The following is a 13,881-nucleotide window of genomic DNA, read 5'->3' as shown; positions in this document are numbered from 1 at the left end:
CGGGGGAAATAACTTCGACAAGTAACTTAGTTAAATGAAATAAAGTAAGAACAAAAAACATAATGTGTTAGAAATATTGGCCTGATTGGTTAACTTTTATGAGGATTGAAAGGTTATTCTATTTATAACTAAAAGCATAAAGATAGGTATGAGATAAATCTAATGGTTGATATTGATGTAAATGAAAAGCTAATCTAATTTTGGGTTATATGGTAGTTAGATTTTATAACTTTAGTGAGTTTTTCGGAAAAAATTCTAATCTATAGGAAATTTACTACTTGAATAGTAGAGATGATTTTAATAAAGAATCAAAGAGGATATTACAGGAACGAGTTGGAAACCGTTGTTCTAATCCGGAATGTAGATGTCTGACATCTGGACCAAACTCCAATGAGGAGAAGGCAACAAGAATTGGTGTAGCTGCTCATATTACTGGAGCTTCAGAAGGTGGTCCACGTTTTGATTCATTATTAACGAAAGACAAAAGGGCTCATATATCAAATGGTATCTGGCTTTGCCAAAACTGCGCAAAACTTATTGATAACGATGAGGAAGTTTACGCTGTAAGCTTATTACTAGAATGGAAGCAAGTATCAGAAGAAAACAGCCGCCGAGAGCTAGAAGGTAAATCACCAGTTGAATATCCTATAAAAGACGGTTGGATCTGTGGGCATTGCCGTTCTTTTGTTGAACATCAGCAAACAGTATGTAGAGTATGTCATGCGGATGTTGCATATTCAGCGACGAGACATGAACGAGCTGAGGCAGGAAAAATGGGCTTATTCGTTGGTGCTGCTTTGAGTGCTTTTATTTTTTTAGTCTTTCCTCAACTAGTCAACGATAAATTTGGTTTAAGTATCTCTATCGGCTTAGGACTCGGTATATACGCAGTAGTTGTGTTTGGACTATTAAGCGCTCTAGGAATGTTTGCATGTATTGAGCTTGAAGAGAGAAAATATAGAGGTAAACCACCAAGGTTTTTTCGACAATCAAGTATATGAGCTAGCAAATGATGTTGGAGGATTTACGTTGTACAACAGTTTTACTAGGTGAAAGCTCTCGTAGCACTTTCTTTGCTTGATCGCTAAGCAGCGGCTAGTATCCGTATTTACTATTCCAACCTTGCGGAGCATACCGAAATGATTACGTATTTAAAAAAGTCTTTAATCACTTATTAAAAAATAAACAAAAAGAAGCCCCATCATCCTGACGGGGCTTCTTCATATTCAGTTTATGTCGTTAATATCCTATTAACGACCACGTCCTGTGTGTTTTATTATTCTCAATGAGACTTCCTGTCTCTCTATGCTTCATATATTAGCGACTAAGTCGAAAGTGGAATAGACGTAAATTGACCTGATCAACGTACGCTTAGGCTTACAACTAAGCGATATTATATTTTTGTAATTTACTAATCAGCGCTGCTAATCCTTTCACTTCAAACTCATTGGCTTCAAAGTTCTCGTCTTTATTACGTTTAAAGATGTCACGGATTTCTATTACGGCATTGGGATCAACAATTCCTAAGCTTGAGGTTACTTGGCGAATTTGACTGATTGAACGTGAGCCATTAGTTGAACCATAGCCGATAAAGGCTGCAGGTTTGCCTTGCCATTCTTTACCCACATAATCCAAGGCATTCTTCAATGCTGGACTATAGCCATGGTTATATTCAGGGCTAATGAAGATAAACGCCTGCGCCTGCGCAATTTTATCCGCCCATTGCTGTTGTTTGGGCTGATCATAGATGCCTGTTGCCGGTGGATGAGAACCCGCAAAGAGCGGTAAGTCCCATTCCTTAAGATCAACAACTTCGGTTTGAATATCTTTTAATGCGAGTTCAGTGGTTGCTTGCTGCACCCAATTGGCGACTTTGATCGCTGTACGACCTTCCCGAACACTACCAACAATAATATAAATCAGCATGTTTAAATTCCTATGTGTTATTGCTTTGATTTTAAAAATGAATGCCTTTAAATGATCTTATACTTTTTTTAGGCGATAAAAAAAGCTCTCATTTGAGAGCTTTTTTGTTACATCAATTTGATGCCTTGCTGGCCTGCTGGAGTGACTTTGAAGATTTCCACTTCAAAAGTAATATTTTTGCCTGCCAGTGGATGATTAAAATCGATTTCTGTGGTGTCATCATTGACTGATTTTACAACGCCAAACAGTGTCGCTTTGGCCTTGTCTTCAAACTCAATCATATGACCCACGATTGGGCGTTGTTCAAATTTAACCGTATCAAAGATTTGGATATTTTCGGCATTCCAAGGTCCAAAAGCATCTTCAGGTGGTAAATGTACAGTACGACGGTCGCCCGCACGTAAACCAAATAAAGCCTTTTCAAACCCAGGTAACAAGTTACCATCACCAATCACAAGGCTAACAGGCTCTTCACGACCACGGGTATTGTCGATTTCAACACCATTTTCAACCGATACAGAAAAATGTAAGTCGACTTTTGAGCCTTCTTGAATACGGATTTCTTCGTTTGGTTGGATAATTTCGTTCATCTTATGCATCCGCATTTTGGTTGCGTTTCTTCTCTAAGAAGAAAGTATCAATCAGCAGCAAAATCGTGCCTAGGGTAATTGAGCTATCTGCAAGATTGAAGGCTGGAAAATGGCTGTTTTGATAGTAAACATGAATAAAGTCAACCACATAGCCTAAGCTGACACGGTCAATCAGATTGCCAATTGCTCCACCAAGAATCAAGGCAATTGCCATCGGTAATACAATCATTTTCTTAGGCATACGCATCAGCCAGAAAACAAAAATTACCGAAACAAAACCTGCTAATGAGGTAAAGAAGTAGCGTTGCCAGCCACCTGCATCCGACAAAAAGCTGAATGCTGCGCCATAATTATGCAGCAGTGTCCAATTTAAAAACGGCAGGACGGGAACAGGGTCCGCATAGTTTAAATGCGAACTTGCAATCCATTTGGTCCATTGATCCAACACAATGGCAAGGACTGAAAGTCCAAGCCAGAGTACGTTGTGCGGGTAAAATTGGAATAAGCCTTTTTTTGTTGGGCTTGTTTGCACAGAATTATGCATATTTTCTCACTTCGCCACTGCCAGTGACATTGATAATACAACGAGCGCATAAACCAGCATGACCAACGTGTGTATTTACATCAGGCAATACATGCCAGCAACGTACACATTTTTCACCATCTGCCGCCGAAACTTGCACACGCAGACCTTCGAGGTCTGTGCTTTCGCCTTGTTCAGCATAAGGGTGAACGATGACTTGAGAGGTAATCAAGACAAAACGTAATTCATCAGCCAATTGGTTTAACAATGTTTGTAATGCTTCATCTGCCCAAAGTTCAACTTTTGCAGATAGGTTACTACCGATGAGTTTAGCGTTACGAGCTGCTTCAATCTGTTTATTTACTGCTGATTTTACGCTAATCAATGTTTGCCAATCTGCTTCAGACAGTAAGTTTGCTGTTGATGCAGTTGGGATGTCATACCATTCAGCGGTAAATACATATTTTCCAGTTTGTTCTGGAATCAATGGCCAAGCTTCTTGTGCGGTAAAGCTGAGGATCGGTGACATCCAGCGAACAAAAGCTTGCACGATATGATATAGCGCTGTTTGCGCAGAATGACGTGCCTGTGAATCTGCTTTGGTGGTGTACTGACGATCTTTGATGATGTCGAGGTAGAAACCACCTAAGTCATTAATACAGAAGCTTGTTAGTGCATTGGTTACAATGTGGAAATTCATCTCTTCATAGGCTTGCTGAATGGTTTTTTGAACCTCAGCAGCACGTTGTAAGATGTATTGATCCAATGCAATCAACTGGTCGACAGGTAACGCATCTGTTGATGGTTTGAAGCCATTCAAGTTTGCTAACAAGAAACGTAAGGTATTACGAATACGACGATAACCATCTGACGCACGGCTAAAGATTTCTTTACCCGCTGTCATTTCGTAACGGTAGTCAGCAGATGCGATCCAGAAACGTAAGCCATCAGCACCCATATCTTTGATAATGTCTTGTGGGGTAATGATGTTGCCTAATGATTTAGACATCTTACGGCCTTTCTCATCAACCACGAAACCGTGGGTGAGTAGACCTTTATATGGCGCACGTTCATTGATCGCGATCGAGGTTAACAACGACGATTGGAACCAGCCACGGTGTTGGTCTGAACCTTCAAGATATAAGTCTGCTGGATCTTGAAGATCATCACGTTCACGCAGCACAGCGTAGTGTGTTGTTCCAGAGTCAAACCAAACGTCTAGGGTATCGCGTACCGCATTATATTGTTCTGCATCAGCACCGATGAACTCACTCGCTTCACGGTTATACCAACCATCAATACCTTCTTGTTCGATCAGTTTAGCCACTTCTTCGATCAATTCAGGTGTACGTGGGTGCAATGCATTGGTGTCTTTGTGCACGAAAAATGGGATTGGCACGCCCCAAGTACGTTGACGTGAGATACACCAGTCTGGACGACCTTCAATCATCGACTGAATACGGCTTTGTCCCCAATCAGGCACAAATTCGATATCATTTTCAATCGCATTTAATGCATTTTGGCGTAGACCATTGGCATCCATGCTGATGAACCATTGTGGCGTCGCACGGAAGATAATTGGAGTTTTATGGCGCCAGCAGTGCGGATAGCTATGTTTGATTGGCTGATGCGCCCATAGACGGCCTACAGCACCCAATGCCTCAATGATTTGAGGGTTGGCTTTATAGATATGTTCCCCTGCAAAAATTGGCGATGTTGGTAAATAAACACCATTACCGCCGACAGGGTTTTCAACTTTTAATTGATACAGCAAACCGACTTTGTAATCGTCTACACCATGGCCGGGTGCGGTGTGCACTGCACCTGTACCACTGGTTGCAATCACGTGCTCGCCTAAAATCACAGGGACTTGACGATCTGCCAACAGCGGATGTTGTAAAAGAAGGTTCTCAATTGCAGCACCTTTGAAATCAGCGAGTACAACTGGATTTTCCAGTTTGTAACGTTCGATCGCTGATTCAACCAAGTCTTTGGCCAGAATAAAGTTTTGCGTACCACGGTCAGTGGTCACTTGAACCAATTGATAGTCGATATCAGCGTGTAGCGCCACGGCTTGGTTGGCAGGCAAGGTCCATGGGGTAGTGGTCCAGATCACGATATCCGTGGCATCTTGAACATTAACATTCAAACGTGTGCTGAGCTCTTTAAGATCAACAACCGTGAAGCCAACATCAATCGCATCTGATTTTTTGTCTTCGTATTCAACTTCGGCTTCAGCCAATGATGAACCACAGTCCATACACCAGTTCACTGGTTTTAAACCCGGTTCGATATGACCTGCTTTGGCAATGGCACCCAAGGCACGCACGATATCCGCTTCTTGCTTGAAGTTCATGGTCAGGTATGGATTGTCCCAATCACCAAAAACGCCCATACGCACAAAGTCTTTCTTCTGTAATTCGACTTGGGTGTATGCATATTCGCGGCAAGCCTTACGGAAAGTTGAGGCATCAACTTTAACGCCTACTTTACCGACTTTTTCTTCGACTTTCAGTTCGATTGGTAGGCCGTGACAGTCCCAACCCGGTACATACGGTGCATCGAAGCCATCTAAAACGCGGCTTTTAATAATGATGTCTTTTAAGACTTTATTGACTGCATGGCCTAAATGGATTTGACCATTGGCATATGGAGGGCCATCATGCAGTACATATTTTTTCTTGCCAATACGCGCTTCACGAATCTGCTGATAAATGTTGTCGGCATACCACTCTTCTAACCATTTGGCTTCACGCACAGCCAAGTTTGCCTTCATGGCAAATTCAGTCGCTGGCAAATTGAGTGTGGCTTTATAATCCACTGCATTTTCAGGAGTTTGCTTATCGCTCATGCAAGTTTTCTTCCAGTTTGATCAGTTTGTAAACTGACATGTATTACAAATGAAAATTAAATTTAAAAAGGAAATTCAGCTGTGTTAGTACGATAGTCTCGTAACTTTTGCACATCATCATCAATTCCGGCTTTGAGGGCTTCAAGCGAAGGGTAATTCAGTTCACCATGCAAATAGTGAAGAAAGGTTACCCGCATCAATAAGCCATACAGATTAGCAGAAACATCAGGGAAATGTACCTCTAATCGCCATTCTGGCTGGTCTTGTTTGATGGCTGGACGAGTCCCCACATGACCTGCACCAAACAAACTGTCAGCTTGATAGCCTGCAATACCGTTAAGGGTAGGATTTGAATGTTTTATTTTTGCATTCAGCGAGGCATTTTCACAGACCACATCCACCGCATAAATTCCGTTTAAACAGGGTTTGTGACGGTTTAAACGAACATTAATCGTTGGAAAATCAAGGGTACGGCCAATCTGATCGCCATATTGCACTCGGCCTGTGATGCTATAAGGACGGCCCAATAGTTTTGCCGCTAATGCCAGATCACCCTGTTGAAGGACCTGACGAATACGAGTTGAACTGACACGTTCATCATTTAAAGCCACGGTATTTAAATTGGTGACATCAAAACCATAGTCACGTAAGAATTCACTGTTGCCTTGGCGGTCTTTGCCAAAATGAAAATCATCACCCAGCACCAAGCTTTGTGCATTGAGTTTTAATTTAAGTAGGTCGGCAAATTCAGTGGCATTTAAACTTCTAAAATATTGGTCAAATTTCGCAACTGCAATGTAGTCTACACCGAGCTCAGTTAAATATTCTACTTTTTCTCTGAGTGAGCTGATGCGAGGCGGTGCTTCATAACCTTTAAAAAATTCAAGTGGTTGTGGCTCAAAAATCATTACCAAGGTTTTTAAACCTTGCGCGTCAGCCAACGTTTTGAGTTGAGCAATCATCGCTTGATGGCCGAGATGGACACCATCAAAATTGCCAATCGTTACCGCAGTCGGCGGTAACTGAAAATCTGGCGATAATGCATTAAGACGAAGCAACTTCATGAGCGTTAAATACAGTGATTTTTGCAAAGGCTATATATTGCCATATTCTCAGCGTTTCGTCTTGTTGTTGTGTTTTTACACAGAAAAATTTCAATATTTAGAAGCTTTATATCAATTAAATTGATTCATTAAATAAAAATAAATAAATTTTTCTTATTTAAAGATTAACCTAAAATAACTGCATAGTCGCTTGATATTGAGAAAGAGATGAAAAAGCCGTTTTATCAGCTAGAGCAGAGCACTGATGTGATTCGCCATTTTACCCCGAACTGGTTTACTGCAACCATGGGAACAGGTGTGGTGGCGATGATTTTAGCACAACTGCCTTTTGCCTCATCTGTCTTATTTATGCTTGCGACCAAATTATGGCAATTTAATATTCTGTTATTTAGTGCCTTTAGCGTGCTGTATATCTTACGCTGGATTTTATTTCCAACCGAAGCTAAGCAGATTTTTACTCACCCCAACATGAGCTTATTCCTCGGTGCGATTCCAATGGGCTTAGCGACGATTGCCAATGGTTTTCTCAGTTTCGGTACGCATTTATATGGCGATATTGCCGTTCAAATTGCCACTTACCTTTGGTATATCGATGTTGTTCTTGCAGTAGTGATTGCGTGGGTGGTGCCATTTTGTATGTTTAGCTGCCAAGATCATCAATTACATCGTATGACTGCGGTATGGTTACTCCCGATCGTGGCCTGTGAAGTCGCTGCCAGCTCTGCGGGGCTGCTATTACAACATTTAGCTGCCGATCAACATGCATTAACGATCTTGATCACAGGCTATGTATTGTGGGGTATTTCTGTACTGCCTGCTTTTGCGATCTTAACGATTTTGATGTTGCGTTTGGCCTTGCACCAATTGCCAGAAAAAGAAGTCGCGATTTCTAGCTGGTTATGTTTAGGGCCGATTGGAACAGGTGCATTAGCGTTATTATTACTGGGTGAACAAGCGCCACGCATTATGCAGGCGATGGGTTTCGAAGGCCTAGCGACATTACTGCCTGCCTTGGGCATTGTGGCAAGTTTGGTGTTATTAGGTTTTGGTTTATGGTGGTTTGGGATTGCGATTTTGACCACACTGCGCCATCTGCGTACTGGCATTCCATTTAACTTGGGTTGGTGGGGACTGACTTTCCCATTCGGTGTGTTTATCTTGGCAATTTTTAATTTGGCGCATCAGTTACATATCGACTTCTTACAGTATGTGGCGGTGGTTTTAAGTCTGTTGTTGGTTAGCCTATGGGCATTGGTGATGAAGAAAACACTGGCAGGAGCGTATAGCGGTCAATTATTTTTTTCTCCCTGTTTGGTCGCCTTACAGCAGAAGATGCAATAATATCAAGGTGTGCCGAAGCACACCTTTTTTGTGTCTCTATTTTGATTTGAATGAGTCTTTTTATGAATGCTGATGTTGCTCTGATTATGGCTTTGCCGAATGAATCTAAAGGCTTGTTTGAGCAGGCCGGCATAGAAGTCCATTACAGTGGAATTGGCAAAATTAATGCGGCATTCAAAGCCTTTGAGGTGATTCAAAAGACCGGATGCAAAACATTGATCAATTTAGGCAGTGCGGGAAGTTCTCATTTTGATGCCCATAGTCTAGTTGAGGTGATTACTTTCGTGCAGCGCGATATGGATGTGTCTCCCCTCGGTTTCGCAGTTGGAGTCACCCCGATGGATGATGAGATTCCTGCGGAGATTCATACCCAGCCACATTTTGAGCTTTTACCCAAAGGGATCTGTGGCACTGGTGATTCTTTTGAAACAGGGATTCCTAAAGTCAGTTGTAATCTCGTGGATATGGAAGCTTATGCCTTGGCCAAAGTGTGCCAAAAACTGGGTGTAAGATTAATTTCAGTCAAATATATTACAGATGGTGCGAATGATACGGCGCATCTAGATTGGGAAGAAAATCTGCTGCTTGGCGCACAAAAATTATTGGCGTTGTATCAAGCGCATTTTTAAATGCAAAGGGTTAATGTTGCTGTATGCAAGGATGAACTTGAATTGATTAATAATTTTTGAAATTAAAAAATATTATTTTTAAACCGTATAGTGAACATTATTTTAAACATTTGACTCACACCCTTAAATATAGTTGTATGATGCAACTATATTTAAGGGTGTAACTATGATAAATAAAAAATTGATTGAAGAAATTCGTAGATCTTCCCGAATTATGGTTCGTGAACTTGGCTTTATGAGTGCAACTCTCGCCGCTACAGAATATTCACCTTCAGCGGTTCATGCATTATTGGAGATTGAAAATAGTGGATCTATGACTGCTAACCAATTAGCACAAATACTAGGCTTAGAAAAATCTAGTGTAAGTCGAATGCTGGCTAAGTTAATTGATGCTGGCGAAATTAAAGAAATTCAAGCGGTGAATGATGGCCGGTCTAAGTCAATTCAATTAACCAATAAAGGGCGAAGTACGGCAAAAAAAATAAATGAATATGGTGAAATGAGGGTTATTCAAGCTATAGAAAATTTAGCACTATCTCAACAAAAACAAATAGCTCAAGGGATCACATGTTATGCAGACGCGCTAGTTGCTTGCCGAAGTGATCCGATTACTGAGGTAAATAAAAATATTGAAATAGTATCTGGATATCGTGCAGGAATGATTGGTCGTATTGCAGAGATGCATGGCAATTACTATTCAAGAAACTATGGGTTTGGACATTTCTTTGAAGGTAAAGTTGCAACAGGTCTTGCTGAGTTTTCGGAACGACTACATGAAGAATGCAATAACATCTGGCTTGTAATTCAGAATGATCAGATTGTTGGTTCAGTCGCTATAGATGGGCAAGATTTAGGAAATAAACAGGCTCATCTGCGTTGGTTTATTCTAGATGATGGATGCCGAGGTAGTGGCATTGGAAAAAGGCTATTAGCAGAAGCGATAGCTTTTTGTGATCAAGAAGAATTCTCTGCTGTGCACTTATGGACATTCAGTGGTCTTGAAGCAGCTCGTAAACTTTATGAATTATTTGGATTTAAATTGACAAAGGAATGGGAAGGGAATCAGTGGGGGAAAACAATGTTAGAGCAACAATTTACCCGATAGATACTTTTGAAGATCTCATAAAACTAACATACTACGCCTTACATGAAATACTTTAAACCATTCTAAGGTTTAGCGCACAAGAGCAGTTTTTTCATCATGCATCGAATAGAAAAAAGCGACTCACAAAGTCGCTTTTTTATTGTATTTCAATCGCTAAAATTCAGGCTTTTAGAAGAAAATTTAACGTGGCAATACGCCGTACAACATCATATGTACAGTGTGCTCAACCGTGCGTTGAAACATGCTACGGTTACGCAAAGTTTTGCCTGTGACCATTTCCATTTGCGTCGAAAAATCAGCGTAATTTTGGGTGATCGCCCAAATGTTGATAATCAACAATTCTGGGTCAATCTCTGCCGACAATTTACCTTGTTCTTGCCAAGTTTGAATCACCTTGGTTTTACGCTTAAATAGCTTTTTCAAAGGGCCTTTTAAGATCGGTAAAATATGCGGTGCCCCTTGAATAATCTCAAGAGCAAATAAACGTGATGCTTTAGGCTGATCTCGTGAGCTTTCAATTTTTTGAATCAGATAGTGAGTGAGTGCTTCAGTTGGCTCAAGCTCAGACTCTAAGGTTTGTAAGGGTGCAAGCCACTTTTGCAATACAGTGGTGAGCACTTCGACATAAAGCGATTCTTTATTTTCATAGTAATAGAAAATATTCGATTTATGCATATTTGCGAGCTGTGCAATCTCATCGAGGCTGGCACCACTAAACCCATAGACGGAAAAAACATCTAGGGCAGCATTCAGCAGTTGATTGCGCTTTTGTGTACTTTTCTTCTGTTCCATCTGCGAGCTTGATTCAAAAAATGTCATTGACATTGTAAGATAAATTGTCGGATTTGTGCACAATTGCGAAAATTTTTTATCGAAAAAAATATACTTTTTAGGCCAATGCAAACGATGTATTTGATAATTATTGAAATCTAAAAAAATGCATACATATTTTGTAAATAATTTTTTTCTGATCAGGAGAAAAGAGCACTAGGTTTTTATTATTTTGGTCACATTTTAGTGCAAATGAATGCGGCTTTAGGTAGCTAAAACCGCATCGAGGACTTGTTGCTCGAGTTGAGCGAATGCAATACTTTTTTTGCGTGGTCGTGGTAGATTGACCTGAAAACTATGGGCGATATGCCCTTGATCCAAAAGAATAATTCGATCGGCAAGTTGTACCGCTTCACTAACATCATGCGTAACCAAGATGGCGGTAAAACCTTGTTCTTTCCAAAGGCGCTCAATCAGGTTCTGCATTTCCAAACGGGTCAGTGCATCTAAGGCGCCGAGTGGTTCATCTAACAACAAAATACGGGGTGTATGGGAAAGCGCCCGTGCAAGCGCAGCGCGTTGGCGTTGTCCACCTGAGAGCTGAGCTGGCCATTGCGTAGCTTTGTCTTTTAGCCCGACTTTTTCTAGCAATGCTTCTGCAAGCTGATGCTGATTTTTAGGCAAACCCAATTGTACGTTTTGTATTATGCTTTTCCATGGTAACAGGCGTGGATCTTGGAACATGACACGAATATCGTGGTTGGTAATGCCTTCACGGAAATTGCGAGCGGATTGGAACTTAATTTCGCCATAACTGGCTTTTTCGAGTTGGGCAATCAAACGCAGCAGGGTGCTTTTACCACAGCCGCTACGGCCAACGATGGCAACAAACTCACCCGCTTGAATATTCAGATCAAGGTCTTCAAGGACTTTAACTTCGCCATAAAATTTATATAGCTGCTCAATCAGAATATGAGCACCATTGTCTGGCGAGCTTACGGTTTCTGGTTCAGTAACGGGTTGAATCAGGTTGTTATCATAGAAGTTTAAATTTAAGTTACTCATCTTTATATCCTTATTATTTTTGATAACCTGCATGCCAGCGCAGTAGATAACGTTCCAACACTTGAGCCAATACATCTGCTAATTTTCCCAGCAGGGCATACAGTAAAATACCGACCAAGACGATATCTGTTTGTAAAAACTCTCGTGCATTCATGGTCATATAGCCAATTCCTGCTTGTGCAGAAATGGTTTCTGCGACGATTAACAGTACCCAAACCAGACCTAAAGAGAAACGTAGCCCAACTAAAATCGAGGGCATCGCACCAGGTAAAATAATGTCTTTATAAAGTTGCCAACGATTGAGTCCGTAACTTTTTCCCATTTCGATCAGTTGTGGGTCAACCGAGCGGATACCGTGATAAGTGTTGATGTACATTGGGAAAAACACACCGACGGCCACTAAAAATAGCTTGGCAGTTTCATCAATCCCAAACCATAAAATCACCAGTGGAATCAGGGCTAGCGCAGGGATATTACGGATCATTTGCAAGGTGGTATCCAGTAAAGTCGAGGCAATACGGGATGAACCATTCAATAGCCCCAAAACCAACCCTAAGCCACCACCAATCAATAAGCCGAGTAAGGCACGACCAGCACTCACTTTGACATGTTGCCAAAGTTCACCACTGATCAGTAAGTGCCAGAAGGCACTCACGACAGCGGTTGGAGCAGGCAAGACCCGACTTTGCAACAAACCTGAGCTAGAAGCTGCTTGCCAAATTAAAATCAATAAAATCGGAAACAGCCAAGGCAGGAGACCTTTGCCTACTTTTTGTGTTCCACGTGAAACATTATTCAAAAAAGGTTTTGCACTCATGCGTCCTCCTTGATCAAGGTTTTTGCTTCCTTGGTCTCAGGGACATAGTTATTGGCAATGATTTCTCCGAAAGGCCCAGTTAAATGCGGTTGCGCCAGTTTTTCACGGGTTTTGAGTGGCAGTAAAGGGAACACCAGTTCGGCAAAGCGAATTGACTCTTCCAAATGTGGGTAACCTGAGAAAATAAAGGTATCAATACCTAAATCCGCATATTCTTGAATTCGTGCAGCAACGGTTTCTGGGTCACCCACTAGAGCGGTTCCTGCACCACCACGGACTAAGCCGATGCCCGCCCATAGGTTCGGTGATACTTCAAGTTGATCTTTACGACCACCATGTAATGCAGCCATACGTTGCTGACCCACTGAATCCATTTGTGCAAATTTTTTCTGTGCTGCGGCAATGGTTGCGTCATCTAAGTATTGAATCAGTTCATCTGCAGCGGCCCAAGCCTGTTCATTGGTTTCGCGCACAATCACGTGTAAGCGAATGCCATAATTCAGGGTACGGCCTTTGGCTGCGGCTTTGGCACGTAAATGCTCAATCTTTTCTTTTACGGCAGCAGGAGGTTCACCCCAAGTCAAATAGGTATCAACTTGCTCAGCAGCAAGCTCGGTTGCAGCTTCTGATGAGCCACCGAACCAAAGCGGTGGATAAGGTTTTTGTATAGGTGGATAGAGTAGTTTGGCATCATCCACGCTGAGACGTTCGCCGTGAAAGCTAAACGGTTCACCTGTATGTGAGCGAGTGAGAATTTCGCGCCAGATTTTGACATATTCAGAAGCAGTTTGATAACGGGTACTGTGATCTTCATAGAGTCCATCACCTTTCAGCTCTTGCTCATCCCCGCCTGTGACAAGGTTGAGCAGAATACGGCCATTGGAGAGACGATCAAAAGTTGCTGCCATGCGTGCAGCAAGTGCTGGTGTAGTCAGCCCAGGACGAAGTGCGACTAAAAACTTAAGCTGGGTGGTTGCATCAATTAAACTGGCTGCCGTAATCCAAGGATCTTCACAAGAGCGTCCTGTTGGAATGAGTACGCCTGCATAACCCAGATTATCCACGGCAACTGCAATCTGTTTCATATAAGCATGATCGACCTGACGAGCACCCTTGCTGGTGCCTAAATAACGACTGTCACCATGAGTGGGGATAAACCAGAAAATATTCATGTCGATGTTCCTTATGAAAATGAAATC

Annotated in this window: 13 protein-coding genes; 4 read left to right on the top strand and 9 right to left on the bottom strand. The window is 41.7% G+C overall.

Features of this window, described 5'->3' with window-relative positions; all coding sequences use genetic code 11:
* Positions 1–278: 278 nt before the first annotated feature.
* Positions 279–1,001: a hypothetical protein gene (locus tag A7P54_RS03415; RefSeq protein WP_171548649.1), complete on the top strand. Its 723-nt coding sequence runs from the start codon at positions 279–281 to the stop codon at positions 999–1,001.
* Positions 1,002–1,383: 382 nt separating this feature from the next.
* Here the strand turns inward: A7P54_RS03415 and A7P54_RS03410 are convergent, their stop codons facing one another.
* From A7P54_RS03410 to ribF, 5 genes are all read right to left on the bottom strand, one after another.
* On the bottom strand, positions 1,384–1,926 hold the full coding sequence (locus A7P54_RS03410) for an NAD(P)H-dependent oxidoreductase (protein WP_004801731.1): 543 nt from the start codon (positions 1,924–1,926) through the stop codon (positions 1,384–1,386).
* Positions 1,927–2,033: 107 nt separating this feature from the next.
* Complete coding sequence (locus A7P54_RS03405; RefSeq protein WP_005154218.1) at positions 2,034–2,516, bottom strand: peptidylprolyl isomerase; 483 nt, start codon at positions 2,514–2,516, stop codon at positions 2,034–2,036.
* A gap of 1 nt (position 2,517) precedes the next feature.
* On the bottom strand, positions 2,518–3,060 hold the full coding sequence (lspA, locus tag A7P54_RS03400) for a signal peptidase II (protein ID WP_005186355.1): 543 nt from the start codon (positions 3,058–3,060) through the stop codon (positions 2,518–2,520).
* The gene (gene ileS, locus A7P54_RS03395) at positions 3,053–5,890 is read right to left on the bottom strand and encodes an isoleucine--tRNA ligase (protein ID WP_171548648.1); all 2,838 of its coding nucleotides are present in this window, start codon (positions 5,888–5,890) and stop codon (positions 3,053–3,055) included. The genes lspA and ileS overlap by 8 nt, the downstream gene beginning before the upstream one ends.
* Positions 5,891–5,952: 62 nt before the next feature.
* Positions 5,953–6,954: a bifunctional riboflavin kinase/FAD synthetase gene (gene ribF, locus A7P54_RS03390; RefSeq protein WP_171548647.1), complete on the bottom strand. Its 1,002-nt coding sequence runs from the start codon at positions 6,952–6,954 to the stop codon at positions 5,953–5,955.
* 207 nt (positions 6,955–7,161) lie between these two features.
* On the opposite strand from ribF, the gene A7P54_RS03385 reads away from it, so the two are divergent.
* The 3 genes from A7P54_RS03385 (at position 7,162) to A7P54_RS03375 (ending at position 10,029) form a co-directional block, all read left to right on the top strand.
* Positions 7,162–8,295, top strand: coding sequence for a TDT family transporter (locus A7P54_RS03385; protein ID WP_171548646.1), 1,134 nt, complete (start codon positions 7,162–7,164; stop codon positions 8,293–8,295).
* Positions 8,296–8,357: 62 nt separating this feature from the next.
* On the top strand, positions 8,358–8,924 hold the full coding sequence (locus A7P54_RS03380) for a 5'-nucleosidase (RefSeq protein WP_171548645.1): 567 nt from the start codon (positions 8,358–8,360) through the stop codon (positions 8,922–8,924).
* A gap of 166 nt (positions 8,925–9,090) precedes the next feature.
* Positions 9,091–10,029: a bifunctional helix-turn-helix transcriptional regulator/GNAT family N-acetyltransferase gene (locus A7P54_RS03375; protein WP_171548644.1), complete on the top strand. Its 939-nt coding sequence runs from the start codon at positions 9,091–9,093 to the stop codon at positions 10,027–10,029.
* A 180-nt stretch (positions 10,030–10,209) separates the two neighbouring features.
* Here the strand turns inward: A7P54_RS03375 and A7P54_RS03370 are convergent, their stop codons facing one another.
* The 4 genes from A7P54_RS03370 to ssuD form a co-directional block, all read right to left on the bottom strand.
* Positions 10,210–10,821, bottom strand: coding sequence for a TetR/AcrR family transcriptional regulator (locus A7P54_RS03370; protein WP_005200942.1), 612 nt, complete (start codon positions 10,819–10,821; stop codon positions 10,210–10,212).
* 243 nt (positions 10,822–11,064) lie between these two features.
* Positions 11,065–11,865, bottom strand: a complete 801-nt coding sequence (locus tag A7P54_RS03365) for an ATP-binding cassette domain-containing protein (RefSeq protein ID WP_005186373.1) — start codon at positions 11,863–11,865, stop codon at positions 11,065–11,067.
* Between the two features lie 13 nt (positions 11,866–11,878).
* The gene (ssuC, locus tag A7P54_RS03360; RefSeq protein ID WP_171548643.1) at positions 11,879–12,682 is read right to left on the bottom strand and encodes an aliphatic sulfonate ABC transporter permease SsuC; all 804 of its coding nucleotides are present in this window, start codon (positions 12,680–12,682) and stop codon (positions 11,879–11,881) included.
* Complete coding sequence (gene ssuD, locus A7P54_RS03355) at positions 12,679–13,854, bottom strand: FMNH2-dependent alkanesulfonate monooxygenase (RefSeq protein ID WP_171548642.1); 1,176 nt, start codon at positions 13,852–13,854, stop codon at positions 12,679–12,681. The genes ssuC and ssuD overlap by 4 nt, the downstream gene beginning before the upstream one ends.
* Positions 13,855–13,881 lie beyond the last annotated feature (27 nt).

Source organism: Acinetobacter sp. Ac_3412 (genome assembly GCF_013072675.1).
In the GTDB taxonomy this organism is placed as follows: Bacteria; Pseudomonadota; Gammaproteobacteria; order Pseudomonadales; family Moraxellaceae; genus Acinetobacter; species Acinetobacter higginsii.
This window is presented reverse-complemented; position numbering and strand designations above follow the sequence as displayed.

What these genes read in the sequence shown, in the direction of transcription:
- ribF (WP_171548647.1), bottom strand. Translation starts at nt 6,954, where the DNA reads ATGAAGTTGCTTCGTCTTAATGCATTATCGCCAGATTTTCAGTTACCG.
- ssuD (WP_171548642.1), bottom strand. Translation starts at nt 13,854, where the DNA reads ATGAATATTTTCTGGTTTATCCCCACTCATGGTGACAGTCGTTATTTA.
- A7P54_RS03375 (WP_171548644.1), top strand. Translation starts at nt 9,091, where the DNA reads ATGATAAATAAAAAATTGATTGAAGAAATTCGTAGATCTTCCCGAATT.
- A7P54_RS03370 (WP_005200942.1), bottom strand. Translation starts at nt 10,821, where the DNA reads ATGGAACAGAAGAAAAGTACACAAAAGCGCAATCAACTGCTGAATGCT.
- A7P54_RS03405 (WP_005154218.1), bottom strand. Translation starts at nt 2,516, where the DNA reads ATGAACGAAATTATCCAACCAAACGAAGAAATCCGTATTCAAGAAGGC.
- lspA (WP_005186355.1), bottom strand. Translation starts at nt 3,060, where the DNA reads ATGCATAATTCTGTGCAAACAAGCCCAACAAAAAAAGGCTTATTCCAA.
- ssuC (WP_171548643.1), bottom strand. Translation starts at nt 12,682, where the DNA reads ATGAGTGCAAAACCTTTTTTGAATAATGTTTCACGTGGAACACAAAAA.
- A7P54_RS03380 (WP_171548645.1), top strand. Translation starts at nt 8,358, where the DNA reads ATGAATGCTGATGTTGCTCTGATTATGGCTTTGCCGAATGAATCTAAA.
- A7P54_RS03365 (WP_005186373.1), bottom strand. Translation starts at nt 11,865, where the DNA reads ATGAGTAACTTAAATTTAAACTTCTATGATAACAACCTGATTCAACCC.
- A7P54_RS03385 (WP_171548646.1), top strand. Translation starts at nt 7,162, where the DNA reads ATGAAAAAGCCGTTTTATCAGCTAGAGCAGAGCACTGATGTGATTCGC.
- A7P54_RS03410 (WP_004801731.1), bottom strand. Translation starts at nt 1,926, where the DNA reads ATGCTGATTTATATTATTGTTGGTAGTGTTCGGGAAGGTCGTACAGCG.
- ileS (WP_171548648.1), bottom strand. Translation starts at nt 5,890, where the DNA reads ATGAGCGATAAGCAAACTCCTGAAAATGCAGTGGATTATAAAGCCACA.